The following is a 16,951-nucleotide window of genomic DNA, read 5'->3' on the forward strand; positions in this document are numbered from 1 at the left end:
TAAGCGGAAGGTGAAAGTAGCCCCCCTTACAGGGGGCATTCTCAAAAGCCACCTTCTAAGAAGGTGGTCTTTTACTTCAATTTCAATTTTTCCCGGCACCTTAATTATAGGTGACGGTCATTAATTATTACTGGGCTCCGTTTGGGAAACGGAAAATATTGTACGTTAAGGTTGTTTTTTGTACTGACTGACATCAACTGGCCGCAAATGACGATACTTCCCTTCTGCCAGTTTTTTGTTGGTTCGCCAGATATAGTCTCCTGTCAGATTAATATGTTCCCAGCCCAGTGGGGACAGGTGTAACAGAAATTGACCATTGAGTGGTAGTCCCTTCTTTTTCAACTAGTTACCTACATGAGACTGGCTCAGGGAGGTGTGTGACTTAATAAGGGCGCTTCGTTAACGAAGTACGTTCAAGTCATTATGCGGAGCCTTTTTAAGTCCAGTAACTGTAGACTGAAATTTGTCAATGAATTGCAGGATTGCGTCTGATACGTCATCCCGGTGATAAAGGCGGGTACCGGTTCCACATTCTACAAACCCAAACGGAGCGAACAGATTACCCTGACGGATCTCCGGTTCAGCCAGAAACCAGGGCGCCACGACAACCCCTAGGCCAAACCGGGCGGCATCGAGCGCAAGAGAAAGACTTTCAAAGCGCAGTTCATCAACTACGGGTAGCATTTGCATTTGACAAGAAGTTCTACACCATTCATCCCAGGCACTTTCTCGGCTCAGGGCATGGCAAACTGTGATACCCTGAGCATGGCGTTCCAGATAGTTTCTTGATGCCACAAGGCCAATTTCATCTCTGAATAACATGACTTCTTTTAACCCTTCAGTTAAAGCAGGGATGCCACGTGAGAGATAAACATCGGTCGTGTTATTGAATAATGAATCTATAGTTGTCGTCGTGTTATACACTAATTGATATTCAGGAAATTCCGCACTGATTCTTTTTTGATTTTGTAGGAAGAGGTGGCGAAGTAAACTCCCAGAGCAACCAATGTTTATCTTTGTCACTGCTTTTGTGTTTTTCTTGAGAGTCTGAACCTGATCTTCAAGTAATGAAAAGACTATTTCACAGGTTTTCTTTAATTCAACACCATGTCTGGTTAATTCAACACCGTCACGTGACCGAATAAATAATTTCACACCCAACCAATCTTCAAGCTGTTTTATTTGTAGGCTAATAGCTCCTTTTGTTAAATGATTATCACTTGCTGCCTGAGAAAAACTACTACATTGCGATGTCCAAAAAAATACCTTCAGTGAATTTAATGGGGGGATTTGTTTCATTTTGTTCGTATAGATTTACTAAACATAGCGTCAAGTATAACTAGCTTGCGTTTATTTATCAAGTATAGATAATTACCCCCAGAATCAATCTGGGGGATCAATGATAGAGGCCATTTCTACTGAAATTGAAAATATTGCTGCATTTAAACATAATATAGTTAATGCAGTTGGGGTGTTTGGTAGTGCCAGAATCAAGGAAAGCGATAATTACTACCAGCAGGCAAAAGAAGTAGCTCGGAGGTTGGTCGAGCATGGTTATCAGGTCATCACAGGTGGCGGGCCTGGTATCATGAAAGCTGCAATAGAAGGTTCTCAAATTGCGGGAATGAAATCAATTGCTCTTAATATACGCTTACCTTTTGAAAGTGATATTCTCCCTCAGAAAAAACTATCTCTTGATTTTAACTATTTTATGACTCGCAAACTGGCATTTGCGCAATACTGTGATGCTTTTATTGCTATGCCGGGAGGATTTGGGACTCTAGATGAATTGTTTGAAATGCTGACACTCATACAGACAGGGAAAATGAGCCGTAAACCAGTATTCCTGCTTGGTTCTGAATTCTGGCGAAATGGAATCGCATGGCTTAGGGAACTCCGGGATTCAGGGTTAATTTCTGCAACAGACCTGGATAACATTTTTATTACTGATTCAGCCGATGATGTACTAGATAAACTAGAGAGGAACAAAAATGAAAAATAATGAACAACTGGTCATGTTTACAGGGGGGCGTGACAGCACCCTGGTGGCCGTCCATCTGATGCTTCAAGGAATCCCTGTACATCTCTACACAGCCAGTAGCGGGTGTTCATTGCATCGAGGGATCCTCTCACATCGCGTTGAGGAGTTGCGGAACAGGTTTGGTCAGCTTGTGGTTTGCCACCACATTGAAGATATCAGTGGCGCTTTTCGCTCGCTGGCAATTGAAACGTTGGAATCAGATATTCTCGAAGATCGAAAAAACCTGGTATTATTGGGTGAAAAAATCGCCATCCACGCGCATATTATTGACTATTGCAAACGCAATGGCATTTCTGTTATCAACGATGGGATTACCCATTATCAGAAAGAATTTCCTGAGCAGCGACTTGTTGCCAAGGAATATTTTGTCGACTTTATAAAATCCTATGGGATTGAATATCATAGCCCTATCTATCAGTTCGCAAAATCTCAGGATGAAGTCAAATACCGCCTGCTCCAGGCAGGAATTTCCACTAAATCTCTAGAGGGATTATCCGTATTTGCGGATAGTTTCACTCCGGCATCAGATGATGTAATCATGAATTATCTGAAGCGCAAAGAGGAAAAGTGCAGAGATATTATTGAGTTTTTGACTGGTGGGATTTGTGGCGTTGCTGCGTGATTTATTAAATAGATAAATGTGCTTGCGCACATATAAAGGTTTGGATGGCTGTGTGTAATGCGGTTTTAGTTACTGGTAATTAATAGATTTCGATTCACAGTTAATTAAAAATATTGTTCTTAACCTCTCGATTAATTACACCTTCAGTCTTATGCAAATGAAGTCAGTGTCTGGTGTGGCTATATGCAGTCATTTAATGTTTTTTGATACGAGCAATTCTATTATGATTATTAAATTTGCTGCCATTATTATTAGTAATGGCAAGGTTTTGTTGGTCAGAAAGAAAGAAACAAACATTTTTATCTCTCCTGGTGGAAAACCTGAATTTGGTGAGGCCGCCGAAGATTGTCTCCGCAGAGAGATTCATGAAGAAATTGGTGTTACTTTGCATAACGCCGTTAGGTTCCGTACCGATTGTTCTGTGTCTGCTTTTGAGCAGGAACCAATAAAAATTGTATCCTATCTGGTCGAGGTCAATGGTGAGCCCGTTCCATCATCAGAGATCGAAGAACTACGTTGGGTGTCATTCGAAGATATCGACAACTTACATGTCGGAAGCATCTTCCGTGACGCGGTTATTCCTGCGTTGAAAGCCGGAAATCTAATTGAATGAATAGCGAGCTTGATGATTCAGCTATCAATGCTTCATTATTTCCTTCTGATAGCTCGTACTGTACACATTATTTCCGGGCGCTCGGGCATTGCAGAAATGAAATAAAAAAACGACTCAGGATGGCGCTGTCAATTCCTCACGAAGATATTTTCCTCCTGTCCAACTCTACACATTGTTTACTGACAGTATTGCACGGGCTGAGTGCCCAGAGTAGGACGCTATCCATTGAAGCTGGATGCTATCATCCTTACCGGATGTTACCCCAGCCATCTTACGGGCAATCTATACCGCTTATCACACACATTAGCCCTGATAGCGGCAATGTAGCTTGTATTCATCAAAAAGCTGTCGTTGTGGATGCGGCTCAGTCAATTGGAGTGGTTTGCCATCATTCAGAGGCATTTTCTGCCGATGTGGTTTTCTTTCCGCTGCATAAACATTTGGCCTTGCAGACTGGGGTCGGTGTGCTTTGTGTCAGAAAGCGATATGAATACGAAACGGTGCGAAAAACTGCGCAGATCGCTGAATCAGGGACGGTGAATAATGTTGTATTACAGGCATTGCTGGAACGTCTTACAACCAAACCGTTACTGTTCAATATTGCCATGTTCAGTCTCACGCCTGCGCAGGCAGAGAGCCTGACTATGCTCGGCTTTGAACCTGTAACACAACTGTATTCGCAAACACCTTTTCTGGTCGTCAAAACTAGTTCTGGACACCTACTACCAGAATACCTTGTGAATAATTTTAGTTTGAAAATGTTGGATGCTAACCATTGGCGGATAAGTTGTTATATTCCGGGAACACTGGATTCACCCCCAAAGGAATGCGCCTCTCTTCTCATCAATGTCCTCAGGAGTAAATTGTGAATAAAGATACGACTAATGGCCGTGGGTATATTTTTGCTTCGATCGGAGGTTTTGTTTTAAGTTTTGACACGGTGTTATTGAGAATAATTAACCTGCCCGCCACAGATATTGCTTTCTGGCGTGCTATCGCACTGTCACTGCCTGTGCTCTGTCTTGTTATCTATCGATACTGCCGTTATCGGCAGGTCCCTGATCGAGAAAGCTTGTTTGGTCGAGACATGTTGTTGTCTGCATTTTTCTACGGATTGTCGTCGGTGCTTTTTCCTATGTCGGCCATGATGACTTCGATTGCTAATATGCTGTTTATCATCAGCACAGCACCATTATGGGCTGGAATATTGGGTTGGCTTTTTCTGCGAGAGTCCGTTAATAGAGTAACCAGCCTGGCTTTTATTATTTCCCTGACTGGCGTATTTATTGTTATCTCTGGAACCGGTAAGCAATTATCGTTCTCTCCATCAATTGGAGACCTTACTGCTCTTCTGACTGCTATTTCGATGGCGGCAGCGTTTGTTGTAGGAAGAAGTAGTCAGAATGATCTTTCCCTCTCGCCTTCTGTGGGGGCGATTATTGCTGCGCTCATTTTGTATGTCAGATTTGATATTACGGTCCTGTTACCACCCCGGACTCTAATGTTGGTTATTTTTGAAGGTTCTGTGGTGGTCTTTCTAGCTTTAAGCCTGATTGCAAAGGCATCGCGATTTATTCCGTCATCACATCTGGGATTATTTCTTCTACTGGAGACAATTCTGGGGCCACTGTGGATTTATCTTACTTTTGATGAAACTCCAAGATTGTCTGCATTGATAGGTGGGGCGGTAATATTTATAGCTCTCCTTTTGAACAGTGTGTATTCTTTATGGATGTTGAAGAGGGGAAATTGATGATTTATTAAGGGCTCAGTTTGGGGAACGGAAAATATTGCACGTTAAGACTAATTTTAACCTCTCCTACCCATTCACCTGTGTGTGATAGCATGTGCCATCAGCAATCATCAGGGAAGGTAATGAGACCCAGTATCCGAGCGAAGATTGTGAAAGTATGTGAAGCTAAGATTGCGGCGAAAGGGGATGATGTTGGCGTGTCATTTTATGCTTTCTTTGCCAACAAGAATGATGACCCGGAATTACTCATGGAAGTAGCCCAATGGTGGATCATGGAAATGAAACTGGACTACTTTGAGAAAGCCAGAAAAATCATATCTCTCGTATAGATCTGTCACTCCACTTTTGATCGGCTTTCTCGGTGCAGTGCCTGAATTCGACATATTTGAGAGGGACTGTAGCCCGTAGCATCGGCTGTTTCACGGATACTTAGCTTTTTCACCTGGCGGTAGTAGAGCACTTTCTGGTGCCGCTCCTGATCCGCCTGTTTCCCCCGATATTTCCCTAAATTATGCGCTCGTTCAATTCCCTGTTTTTGCCTCTGTCGGCGGCTTAGCCAGTCTTTGTGCGACATCGCGGCCATCAGATCGATAAGCATGTTATTGATGGCGGTTATCACAGCGCGGGTGACCGGATCAGCCTGTGAGGGCTCTTTTTCTGACAGCGCCTGCCATGAAGTGGGGACATCCAGGCTGACAATTCGCAGTTCGTGTTGTTCGATCTGCTTTTTCAGCGTCATCCAGTCGGTGTTGCTCAGGCGGGTCAGACGGTCTATCTGCTCAACCAGCAAAATATCATTACGGTGACTGTCCATTAGCAAGCGTCCCAGCTCCGGGCGGTCAAGTTTTGTCCCGCTGATATTCTCTCGGTAATAGCTGGCGATTTTATGCCCTCGCGCTTGAACGAACTGCTCCAGCATCTCTTTTGCCCGATCGGCGAACTGATCTTCCGTCGATGCTCTCAAGTAAGCTCTGATGAACATTTTTTCACCATGTTATCGCATTTAAGTTATTGCATTTATTCTATCGCATATAGGTTATGTCATTCATAGCGTGCCGTCACATTTTGATTATGGCGTCAGGGTGTACCCTCATGCGAGATGCTTTTTTGTTAAAAATACCGCACCGAATTATTTACGAGGGAAACTATATGGCAAGGAGGCAGATTCTTTCTCTGTCGGAAAGAGAATCATTACTGGCATTACCAGACGACGAGTTAACGCCGACCCGAATGGCGTATTTCAGTGAGCAGGATCTGGCATTTATTAATGCTCACCGTAAACCCGCCAGCCGGTTTGGTTTTGCCGTTCTTCTCTGTTATCTGAAAAATATCGGTTTTGCTCCGGATAAAAAATCGTCTCCACCGTCAGAACTGCTCAGAGTCATCGGTACCCGCCTTAAACTTTCAGCAGAACTCTGGCAGGAATATATTTCCGGCCGTGATACTACCCGGCGTGAGCATCTGAGTGAACTCTATCGCTATCTGGAACTGAAGGTTTTCAATGGTGCGCTTCAGAAAGAATGTATCCAGCATCTGCTCCCTCAGTCTACCCGGATTGATCGGGGCATGCTTATCGCAGAGGAATTACTGAAGTATCTGCATCAACGGCGAATTATCGTTCCTGGTATTGATGTTGTGGAACGCACTTGTGCTGAAGCAATGACGCTGGGCGATAAAGCGGTTTATACCACGCTGAATACGCACCTTAGCGCCACGCATAAATCAGCGTTTGATGCGCTACTGATGACAACTGAAAAGCAAATTTCTCGTTTAACGTGGTTGCTTCAGCCTCCGGGGAAGATCAATGGAAAGAATGTCCTGCAACATATCGACCGCCTTAACGCCATTGAAGCACTGGCGCTACCGGAAGGCGTGGATAGAACAGTGCATCAGAACCGGCTGCTGAAACTGGCGCGGGAAGGCCGCAAAATGAGCAGCCGGGATTTAGCTGATTTTGCCCCTGCACGCCGGTATGCAACGATGGTCTGTGTACTGACTGAGGCCAGAGCCACAATCATTGATGAAATTATAGAACTGCACGAACGTATACTGGGCAGCATGTTTCCATCGGACAGGCGATCCTTGATGCACGCAACGCAGGCGAAGATCCTCTGCCTGCTGTTGAACAGATATTACCGTGGGAAGATTTTGCCGCCAGCCTGGAGGAAACCCGGCTTCTTGCACGTAAGGATAATTTCGAACCGCTTCATCTTATTACCGAAAAATTCAGCACACTGCGCAAATATTCTTCCCGGTTGTTATCGGCCCTGCAACTGAGGGCCACACCGGCCGCCTTACCGCTTAATGATGCCCTTGATACTATTCATGAGATGTACCGTAAGCAGCTAAGAAAGGTTCCTTCATCGGCACCGTTGGATTTCATTCCGGAAAGCTGGAAAAAGATGCTGATCACTCCCTCAGGTGTTGACCGGCAATACTATGAAATTTGCGCATTGAACGAGTTGAAGGGGGCGCTACGTGCAGGTGATATCTGGGTTCGGGGTTCCCGGCGCTACAAAAACTTTGATGACTATCTTATGCCAGGGAACGATTTCGAAAAGTTATTAAATAATAATCAGTTAAATATTCCTGCTGAAACAAATTGCGAAGCTTACCTTAAGGCAAGGCTGACACTGCTGGCCTCCCGCCTGGAGGAAGTTAACGCAATGGCTGTTACCGGGGATCTTCCCGATGTGGATATTTCAGATAAAGGTCTGAAGATCACCCCGCTGGATAACAGCGTTACTTCCACAATATCACCACTGGCCAATCTGATTTACAACATGTTGCCGCCCCCCAAAATTACAGAAATACTGGATGAAGTTGAGCGATGGACAGCCTTTACGCGACATTTCACTCATCTTAAGAACCCGCTTACCCGTCCGCAGGATAACCGTTTGCTGCTTACCACCATCCTGGCGGACGGCATCAATCTGGGGCTGACCAAAATGGCTGAGTCCTGTCCGGGAACCACGCGAGCTTCGCTGGAAAACATGCAGGCATGGTATATCCGCGAGGAACATACTCTGCTGCGCTGGCTGAACTGGTTAATGCCCAGAAGTCACGTCCTCTGGCGGCATTATGGGGAGACGGTTCAACCTCATCTTCCGACGGACAGAATTTTCGGGTTGGCAGCCATGGCCGCTATGCGGGTCAGGTCAACCTGAAGTACGGCCAGGAACCGGGGATACAGTTTTATGCGCACATTTCTGACCAGTACAGTCCGTTTTACACCAAAGTGATTAGCCGTGTTCGTGACTCCACCCACGTACTTGATGGCCTGCTGTATCACGAAAGTGACCTTGAAATCACGGAGCATTACACCGATACGGCAGGTTTCACGGAGCATGTTTTTGCGCTGATGCATCTGCTGGGGTTCGCTTTTGCACCAAGGATCCGGGATCTTCATGACAAACGGTTGTTTATTCAGGGGAAGGCTGATAAATATCCGGCTCTACAGTCAATTATTTCCACAACTCCACTGAATATCAAAGATATAGAAACCCACTGGAATGAAATTCTGAGGCTGGCGACTTCAATAAAGCAGGGAACGGTGACCGCTTCCCTGATGCTGAAAAAGCTGGCCAGTTATCCGAAACAGAATGGGCTTGCCAAAGCGCTGAGGGAAATCGGTCGCATTGAGCGAACACTGTTTATGCTTGACTGGTTCCGCGATCCTGCATTGCGTCGCAGGGTTCAGGCCGGTCTGAACAAAGGAGAAGCCCGCAATGCCCTTGCCAGAGCCGTCTTCATGCATCGTCTGGGCGAAATTAGGGATCGTGGTCTGGAAAACCAGAGTTACCGCGCCAGCGGCCTTACGCTGATCACAGCCGCGATCACATTGTGGAATACCGTGTATATAGAAAACGCCATTAACCAATTGAAAAAGAAGGGACTACCACTCAATGACCAATTGCTGTCACACCTGTCTCCACTGGGCTGGGAACACATTAATCTGACGGGAGACTATATCTGGCGAAACAATAAAAGGCTGGCTGAAGGGAAGTATCGTCCTTTACGGCCTGTAGATGTCAGCCAGTATAAAAAACAACCTTAACGTACAATATTTTCCGTTTCCCAAACGGAGCCCTTACTTATCCTCGCCCTTATATTCCTGCCGGAAGATTAATAATATTAATATTATTAATCTTGACGCTATTTTAATTATTTAAATAAAATTATCGGTGACGGTTAATTTTTTATTATTTGTTTTATTCGCACTTTATGGTGAAAATAGCAGAATTAGCTGCCGCATAATTTTCGCTCTTTTACAGGACGACTCAGGCCTGTATATCAGCCATGACAGACGATAAATAAATGAAAAATAAATATAAGATATTCAGCCTTGTGGCTATATTTTGCGTAATTTCTAATGCCAGCAGTCAGACTTCCCGCCCGGATCCTGTCGACTTTTATCAGTTACCTCCGTTGACCCTGACAGAGGGCGGGACGGTACGTCAGGCTCCGTCTGTACAGCCCGAAAACACCCAGCCACCCCGTCAGCGTTATGATCGCTGGTTCCCGCTGCTGGGGGATAAGGCGGTACAGATGGGTTATGAATTACCGGAGCCTTTCGGTATTGGTATTAATTATATGAATATCCGCCAGAATATTAATGTGAAATCCATCGCTTTCAGCGGGCTGGGGATTGGGAATATGGCTTTTCCGGGAGATCTTTTTAATATTGATGCCAGTAAAACCCGGCAATATAGTCAAACCCGTACCCTGCGTCTGGATAGCTGGGTTCTGCCTTTCTGGAATGTTTATGGCATTGCCGGAAAGACCCGCGGCCATTCCATTTCTGCTATCGGTGTCGACTCCGATCCGGGCCAGTTTAAAGGCAACCTGATAAACCAGATGATCTCCGGCATTATTCACGGTATGCATAATGCCGGGAATTTCGATAATCTGAATTTCGAGCTGAAATTTAAAGGAACTACCTATGGCCTGGGCACCGTACTGGCAGCAGGGACGGGGGACGGCTATGCCCTGGTCGATATTAACTACACTCAGACCCGTTTCGATATTCTCGATGGCAGTATCAATGCTCTGACAATCTCACCCCGTGCGGGATACCGTTTTGATACTCCGGGTTTTGCTGCTATGGGTCTGCCCCCCGGTAAACTGAACCTCTGGGTCGGTACCATGTATCAGAATGTGCAGCAGGAGTTCAAAGGTAATCTCAGTGAACTGTCGATGCCGGCATCTCTGAAAGCCCTGATGGCCATAGCGAACCAGAATGGCAAAGGGCGTTTCGATGTAAAACAACATCTTCAGTCGCCCTGGAACATTCTGCTGGGGGCACAGTATGGCATTACAAAACATTTTAACCTGGCAACGGAGCTCGGGTTCGCTAAGCGGAACAGTATTATGGTTTCCGGCGAATACCGATTCTGATGCATTGTCGTCATCTCCTTATCCCGTTGCTGATGAGTTTGTCCGTACCGGTTAATGCAGTGGTTCCGGGACTGCCGACCCGCGATCAGGTAGACCGCTGGCTGGCCCCGCTGGGGGCAGATCGGTCGTTCGATACCTCAGAAGCCATCGACTGGGGCGTTATACCGGGCCCTTTTTATACTCCGGAACTGGGCATCGGTATCGGAGTCGCGATGGCCGGCTTATACCGGCCGGACAGTCAGGATCAGACCAGCCAGAACTCGACCATTACCCTGAGCGGCTATGTAAGCAGCACCGGGGCTATCGGGCTGCGGTTTACTAATCACAGCTTCCTGGCCGGTGATCGCTGGCGTTTCTTTCTGCCGGGCATGCTGAGCCATACCCCTACGTATTACTGGGGGCGTGGCTTTCGGGCCGGCAGCGATCGTCGCAATAAACAGCAGTATCTCTCAGAGGAAATTCGTTTTACGCCACGGCTACTGCGGCGCATTGCACCCTGTACTTACCTTGGTGTGGGCTGGTCACTGGACAATATGCAGGCGTCGGGGTTTGCCGACCGGCAAAAAACGGGTCCGGAACAAGAACCCGATGGAGCGGCAGTCTTTAGCAGCGGTCCGTTGCTGAGCCTGAGTTATGACAGCCGGGATTATCTTTCAGACCCGCGTCGCGGGGTGAATGCCAGTCTGCAATATATCCGTTACAGCAAACCGACCGGCAGTAATACGCGCTTTGATAGCGGGACGGTGCACTTCAGTGCTTATCATTCGCTGGATGATCAGCGGGTTGTTGGCTGGGAGATCAACACTGTGCTGACTCAGGGGCAGGTCCCCTGGAACATGCTGCCCTCGCTGGGCAGTAGTGATCATTTCAGGGGATATTATCCGGGCCGTTTCCGGGACCGGGATATTCTGACAACCCAGCTGGAATATCGGCAGTCACTCAGCTGGCGGCATGGGGTGGTGGGCTGGATAGGCGGCGGTACCCTGGCTTCAGCCATTTCCCGGCTGGGCAGTGAGCGCTGGTTACCGACGCTCGGGGCAGGGTACCGGTTCGCCTTTAAGCCGGGCATGAATATTCGTCTGGATTACGGGGTTGGCAAAGGAAGCCGTGCTTTTTATTTTCAGGTAGGAGAAGCCTTTTGAATCTGTGGAGAAGTAGTCTGCTCGTCATTGCGGCTTTGTACGGGCAGTCTGTCAGCGCGGTGCTGACGATCGGCAGCGATTTTTCCTGGTTACCTCAGCAACAGGCAACTCAGGCCTGGCCGGTGGCTGCACCGGCCGCGATGCCGGATGGGCTACGCCCCTGTTGTGCGTTCGGTTACGGGCTGAAAACACAGCTTTTCGGGATCCCCGTTCCGTTTTACCGTATCGGAAATATTGCGGAATCCGGGACGCTGGGGCAGCACTCTTATAATGACAGCCCCTTCACTTCGTTACTGGCGATCAGCGGACTGGGGACGGAAAAGAATGGCATTATCTTTACCCGACGTGGCGGATTTATTGATACGGCCCACATTCGCGACAGTGCCGATATGACCTTTTATCTGCTTACCCGCCTGTATCCGCAATTGGGTAAAGCCTTTACGCTTTCACCGGGCGGGGAAGAGCTGGCCCGGCGTAAAATCGTGTTCAGGGCATTTACGCCCCCGGCCGACCCGGCGCAGGCATATACTCTGGCGGTCTGGTTGTCAGCCCGGATAGCGTTTGATATGGCGGCCTGGCATGAGATTGCTCAGTGGTACGGTTATGAGTCCGTACCCGGTTTTCCGGAGGGGGTATCGGCCTTTTCACCGGAGGATCTCTATTCAAATCTTATCGGGGCACGGCTGGCCGCGTCTGTGCTGCTCGACGGCCATGGCTACAGCCGGACAGGCTTTAACCTGGCGATGACGACCGTGTTGACGGACGCGCTGGTGCAGTTAGGAGGTGTGCCGGCAGCCCAAACCCGTATTCGGTTTGACCGGGTGGATAAACGCTGGTGGGACAGGTCAAAAGCGATACCGCAAAAATTTCTGTTGTTAAAACGTAATTATCAGACGGGCAATGATCGCGTACCGACACCGGTACCGGGAGCGCCCCTGGCCGTATTACGTCTCACGCTGCCAGCGCGGATTGCCGGAGAGACACTGGAGACCCTGGCAGAATTGCAGCTCTGGCCGGGAAAAACGATGGAAAATCTGCCGCCACCGGCCCGTTACTATACCCGCAGGGATTTTCCCGCATTAGCTTCGTTTGCCCGGTTAAACGACCAGCAGCAGTTACGTCATATGGCGGGGGGCGGGTAATCCCGGTGGGATGTCCCGGCAGCGCAGAGAAGCACGGGCTGCCGGGAAATTCGCCCCGGAGGTTATTTAATCAGGCGGGCTTTACAGTTCTTGCCCTTAATTTTGACCTGTTGCAGTTGCTTCAGCGCTTTTGCTGCAGAAGCTTTGCGAATGGCGACATAGGCATGGATCGGGAACATATCAATTTTACCGACATCTGCAGCCGTCAGTCCGGCATCGCCGGTCAGTGCCCCGAGAATATCCCCCGGACGAATTTTTGCCTTACGACCCCCATCAATACAGAGGGTGGCCATTTCGGCTTCCAGCGGCACCGCGGAGCGTGGCAGATCCCCGGCGGATAACCATGTCGGTTTAAGACCGATGTAGTCTTCCAGGGCATTCGCCCGCTGAATTTCGGCCGGTGCGACAAAGCTGACGGCCAGACCTTGTTGCCCGGCGCGCGCCGTGCGGCCGATGCGGTGAACGTGGACTTCCGGGTCAAAAGAGAGTTCGTAGTTAATGACCATCGCCAGTTCACGAATATCCAGCCCGCGGGCGGCGACATCCGTGGCGACCAGCACCCGGCAGCTGTGGTTGGCAAAACGTACCAGCACCTGGTCTCGTTCACGTTGCTCCAGGTCACCGTGCAGAGCCAGTACACTGATTTGCTGCCCGGACAGTTCGTCACAGACTTCCTGGCAATCACGTTTGGTATTACAGAACACCACACAGGACGCCGGCTGATGTTTGCTCAGCAGCGAGCGTAACAGCGACAATTTTCCGCCGCGGGAGGTTTCATAGAACTGCTGTTCGATATCCGGTAATACAGAGACATCCCCGGTAGAGATAGCCACCGGGTCGCGCTGGATCCGTGCGCTGATCTGTTCAATATTCTGCGGGTAGGTGGCAGAAAACAGCAGGGTCTGGCGCGCGGTTGGCAGGTGAGAAACAACGTCATCAATGGCGTCGGCAAAGCCCATATCAAGCATGCGGTCAGCTTCATCCAGGACCAGTACTTTGGTGTGCTGCAGGCGCAGACTGTTTTTACGCAGATGTTCCTGAATTCGTCCCGGCGTTCCGACCACAATGTGTGGGGCATGGGCAAGGGAGGCCAGTTGCGGTCCCATCGGCTGGCCGCCGCAGAGCGTCAGGATTTTTATATTGGCGGTGAAGCGAGCCAGCCGGCGCAATTCTTTACTGACCTGGTCGGCCAGCTCACGCGTCGGGCAGAGCACCAGTGACTGGGTAGTAAAATGCGACACATCAATCTGTTGCAGCAAGCCGATACCAAAGGCTGCGGTTTTTCCGCTGCCGGTTTTAGCCTGCACACGGACATCGCGTCCCTGCAGAATTACGGGCAGGGCTTCGGCCTGCACCGGCGTCATGGAGGCGTACCCCAGTTCGGTCAGATTATCCAGTTGCGCAGCGGGCAGCGTCAGGGAAGCAAAAGATTGGGTCACAGGATTTACTCTACTCAGGCATTTAACAGGGGATGTACCGCGACTGTCAGCGAAGGATGATCGCAGACAGACGGGCACTAAGAGAGGCCATTATATCAGAGATGCTACCCTTGGGCAGGAAGAATATGATTGACAGACGGACGGCACCTGCCAGCCTGTTGCTGAACCGCTGAACCGCTGAACCGCTGAACCGCTGAACCGCTGAACCGCTGAACCGCACCTGCGGCAGGGCTCACCGGCGCGATCCGCGGTTCACTGCCTTATCACTGCGGGGCGGTGCCCAGAAGTTCGCTCTCTGCCGGCAGACGGCAATGGATGGCCTGCGGCAGGATCTCCATACGGAAGTGGGTGCCGCTCAGGGGTTCCCCGTCCAGATTAAAGGTCATTGACTGATGGGCGGTGATCTCCAGTGTCCGGCTGCGGGCGCGCAGAATATTGGGGTTATCGTCCTCCCGTGTCAGCGTATGCATCAGGGTCGGTAACCATTCGGCGGCCGTAATAATGCTGACGTCCATCAGACCATCATTAATCAGTGCCCCCGGGCATAACCGCTGGCCTCCGCCGGCCTGACGGCCATTCCCAATCCCAATCACCAACGCATCTCCCTGCCAGTTAAACTCCTCACTGCGGATTTCACAGCTGTCGGCCTTCAGGCTGTCGACCCGTGATAGGCCATGCAGCAGATAGGAGACGCCCCCGAGAGCGGCCTTCAGCCGTGCCGGGGTTTCTGTGGTGATCCGGGTCCCGAAGCCGCCGGTCGCCATATTGATAAAATAACGCTTATTATTGACGCGGATGATATCGACCGGGATCACCGGGCCTGTCACGGCGATCCGCAATGCTGCGGCAGGGTGCAATGGTATCCCCGCGCTGGTGGCAAAATCATTGGCTGTACCCAGCGGTAATACGCCCAGTACCGGACGTTGGTCCATGGGCAGACGGGCCAGACAACTGACAATTTCGTTAATGGTGCCATCACCGCCCCCGGCAATGACCGTATGAACGGATAATTCCCGGGCTTCCTGCAGATAACGTGCGGCGTCTCCCGGTTCCCAGGTCACACGGACCGCAATAGTATGGCCTTCGGAACGAAGGTCCTGTATCGCCTGCCGGAGGATCTCGTTACCGGCGCTTTTTCCGTTGAGGATCGCCAATACATTGTACGTATTTGCCATCGGTACTTCCTGCTACTCAGACTAAGATGGGGGAAGGTATAGCACAAAACGGCGTAACATCGCACGGTGAGAAAGGCTGAAAAAGAACACCCGCCGGGGGGGCCAGGCGGGTGAATAAGATGTTGTCTGAGGTAATCAGAGCATCAATACTCTTCGTTATAATGGGGTCATACTAACGGATAGCATGGCCCCTGGTTGTGATCTGATTCTCAAACGCGTGCAGTCAGGTTTTTTCTGTACCCATGGGGGCCTGAGTGGTGGCGCCTGCCGGTAAATTACGGAGCAGCAGGGCGAAATCCAGCCCGAGTTCCTCAGGGACTTCCAGCCAGACTTTATGGCCGTCACCCGGGGCAACATCGACCGGCTGACCTTTACCGTTTTGCAGAGTCTGCAGCGTAAACGTCAGGTTACCCGCCGGGGTCATGATTTCTAACGAGTCATTCAGTAAAAATTTATTTTTAACCGCCACCTCCGCCAGGTTCTCCCGGCGCTGACCGGTAAACTCGCCGACAAATTGCTGACGATCAGAGGCAGAATACCCCTGCTGATAGTTCTGATAGCTGTCATGAGTATGACGACGCAGGAAACCTTCGGTATAACCGCGGTGAGCCAGTCCTTCGAGGGTATGTAACAGGCTGGGGTCAAAAGGTTTTCCTGCCGCGGCATCATCGATGGCCCGGCGATAGACCTGGGCGGTTCTTGCACAGTAATAAAATGACTTGGTCCGCCCCTCGATTTTCAGTGAATGGACTCCGGCCTGACTCAGCCGTTCTACGTGTGCGACTGCCCGCAGGTCTTTGGAGTTCATGATATAAGTACCATGTTCATCCTCGAACGCACTCATTGGCTCTTCCGGGCGCATTTTTTCACTCAGCAGAAAGACTTTATCTGTGGCCGGGCCTTGTCCGAGGGTCGGCTCTATCGCCGTCACCGGGATCGGGTCATATTTTTCGACGATATTCCCGTTCTGGTCTTCTTTCCCTTCCTCGACTTTATAATCCCAGCGGCAGGCGTTGGTACAGGTGCCCTGGTTTGGGTCCCGTTTATTCAGATATCCGGACAGCAGACAGCGTCCTGAATAAGCCATGCACAGTGCGCCATGAACAAAAACCTCAATTTCCATCTCCGGGACCTGCTGACGGATCTCTTCTATCTCTTCCAGAGAGAGTTCGCGCGACAGAATGACGCGGGTCAGCCCCATCTGTTTCCAGAACTTCACGGTCGCCCAGTTGACGGCATTGGCCTGCACAGAGAGATGAACCGGCATCTGCGGGAAGGCTTCCCGGACCAGCATGATAAGCCCCGGATCCGACATAATTAACGCATCCGGTTGCATATCAATCACCGGTTGCAGATCACGGATAAAGGTCTTCAGCTTGGCATTGTGGGGGGCAATATTGACCACCACATAAAATTTCTTCCCGAGCTGATGGGCTTCGTTGATCCCCTGTTGCAGGTTTTCGTGGCTGAATTCGTTGTTACGTACCCGTAAGCTGTAGCGTGGCTGGCCGGCATACACGGCATCTGCACCGTACGCGAAGGCATAGCGCATATTCTTCAGGGTACCTGCGGGAGACAGAAGTTCTGGCTTAAACATGGTCACTCTCATTTCTGATGTCAGGTCAGT

General features: G+C 49.7%; 14 protein-coding genes and 1 pseudogene. 10 read left to right on the top strand and 5 right to left on the bottom strand.

Going from position 1 to position 16,951, the window contains the following annotated elements; translation table 11 throughout:
- Positions 1 to 399: 399 nt before the first annotated feature.
- Positions 400 to 1,299, bottom strand: coding sequence for a LysR family transcriptional regulator (locus JK223_RS13525; protein ID WP_212714697.1), 900 nt, complete (start codon positions 1,297 to 1,299; stop codon positions 400 to 402).
- 100 nt (positions 1,300 to 1,399) lie between these two features.
- Between JK223_RS13525 and JK223_RS13530 the strand changes: the two genes are divergently transcribed.
- The 6 genes from JK223_RS13530 to JK223_RS13555 all read left to right on the top strand — a co-directional run bounded on the left by JK223_RS13530 (position 1,400) and on the right by JK223_RS13555 (position 5,358).
- The gene (locus JK223_RS13530; RefSeq protein WP_212714698.1) at positions 1,400 to 2,002 is read left to right on the top strand and encodes a TIGR00730 family Rossman fold protein; all 603 of its coding nucleotides are present in this window, start codon (positions 1,400 to 1,402) and stop codon (positions 2,000 to 2,002) included.
- Positions 1,992 to 2,663 (top strand): hypothetical protein, encoded by a 672-nt coding sequence (locus JK223_RS13535; protein ID WP_249213619.1) that lies wholly within the window; start codon positions 1,992 to 1,994, stop codon positions 2,661 to 2,663. The genes JK223_RS13530 and JK223_RS13535 overlap by 11 nt, the downstream gene beginning before the upstream one ends.
- Before the next feature lie 223 nt (positions 2,664 to 2,886).
- Positions 2,887 to 3,276, top strand: coding sequence for an NUDIX domain-containing protein (locus JK223_RS13540; RefSeq protein ID WP_212714699.1), 390 nt, complete (start codon positions 2,887 to 2,889; stop codon positions 3,274 to 3,276).
- Positions 3,273 to 4,145 (top strand): DUF6024 family protein, encoded by an 873-nt coding sequence (locus tag JK223_RS13545; RefSeq protein WP_212714700.1) that lies wholly within the window; start codon positions 3,273 to 3,275, stop codon positions 4,143 to 4,145. The genes JK223_RS13540 and JK223_RS13545 overlap by 4 nt, the downstream gene beginning before the upstream one ends.
- Positions 4,142 to 5,029 carry a DMT family transporter gene (locus JK223_RS17210; RefSeq protein WP_212714701.1) on the top strand — a complete coding sequence of 296 codons (888 nt, stop codon included), beginning with the start codon at positions 4,142 to 4,144 and terminating at the stop codon, positions 5,027 to 5,029. The genes JK223_RS13545 and JK223_RS17210 overlap by 4 nt, the downstream gene beginning before the upstream one ends.
- A 122-nt stretch (positions 5,030 to 5,151) precedes the next feature.
- Positions 5,152 to 5,358 carry a DUF6500 family protein gene (locus JK223_RS13555; protein ID WP_212714702.1) on the top strand — a complete coding sequence of 69 codons (207 nt, stop codon included), beginning with the start codon at positions 5,152 to 5,154 and terminating at the stop codon, positions 5,356 to 5,358.
- A 5-nt stretch (positions 5,359 to 5,363) separates the two neighbouring features.
- Here the strand turns inward: JK223_RS13555 and JK223_RS13560 are convergent, their stop codons facing one another.
- Entirely contained in the window at positions 5,364 to 6,011 is a 648-nt protein-coding gene (locus JK223_RS13560; RefSeq protein ID WP_212714703.1) for a recombinase family protein, read from the bottom strand.
- Between the two features lie 167 nt (positions 6,012 to 6,178).
- Between JK223_RS13560 and JK223_RS13565 the strand changes: the two are divergent.
- From JK223_RS13565 to JK223_RS13580, 4 genes and pseudogenes are all read left to right on the top strand, one after another.
- Positions 6,179 to 9,086: pseudogene (locus JK223_RS13565) on the top strand (Tn3 family transposase).
- Between the two features lie 260 nt (positions 9,087 to 9,346).
- Positions 9,347 to 10,426: a hypothetical protein gene (locus JK223_RS13570; RefSeq protein WP_212714704.1), complete on the top strand. Its 1,080-nt coding sequence runs from the start codon at positions 9,347 to 9,349 to the stop codon at positions 10,424 to 10,426.
- Positions 10,426 to 11,568 (top strand): BamA/TamA family outer membrane protein, encoded by a 1,143-nt coding sequence (locus tag JK223_RS13575; protein ID WP_212714705.1) that lies wholly within the window; start codon positions 10,426 to 10,428, stop codon positions 11,566 to 11,568. The genes JK223_RS13570 and JK223_RS13575 overlap by 1 nt, the downstream gene beginning before the upstream one ends.
- Positions 11,565 to 12,710 carry a DUF4056 domain-containing protein gene (locus JK223_RS13580; protein WP_212714706.1) on the top strand — a complete coding sequence of 382 codons (1,146 nt, stop codon included), beginning with the start codon at positions 11,565 to 11,567 and terminating at the stop codon, positions 12,708 to 12,710. The genes JK223_RS13575 and JK223_RS13580 overlap by 4 nt, the downstream gene beginning before the upstream one ends.
- A gap of 62 nt (positions 12,711 to 12,772) precedes the next feature.
- Here JK223_RS13580 and dbpA read toward each other — a convergent pair whose 3' ends face one another.
- The 3 genes from dbpA to yegQ form a co-directional block, all read right to left on the bottom strand.
- Complete coding sequence (gene dbpA, locus JK223_RS13585) at positions 12,773 to 14,149, bottom strand: ATP-dependent RNA helicase DbpA (RefSeq protein WP_212714707.1); 1,377 nt, start codon at positions 14,147 to 14,149, stop codon at positions 12,773 to 12,775.
- Between the two features lie 263 nt (positions 14,150 to 14,412).
- Complete coding sequence (gene yegS, locus JK223_RS13590) at positions 14,413 to 15,324, bottom strand: lipid kinase YegS (protein ID WP_212714708.1); 912 nt, start codon at positions 15,322 to 15,324, stop codon at positions 14,413 to 14,415.
- 223 nt (positions 15,325 to 15,547) lie between these two features.
- Positions 15,548 to 16,921, bottom strand: a complete 1,374-nt coding sequence (gene yegQ, locus JK223_RS13595; RefSeq protein WP_212714709.1) for a tRNA 5-hydroxyuridine modification protein YegQ — start codon at positions 16,919 to 16,921, stop codon at positions 15,548 to 15,550.
- Between the last annotated feature and the right edge of the window lie 30 nt (positions 16,922 to 16,951).

Source organism: Tatumella sp. JGM118 (assembly GCF_018257515.1).
Taxonomy (GTDB): Bacteria; Pseudomonadota; Gammaproteobacteria; order Enterobacterales; family Enterobacteriaceae; genus Tatumella; species Tatumella terrea.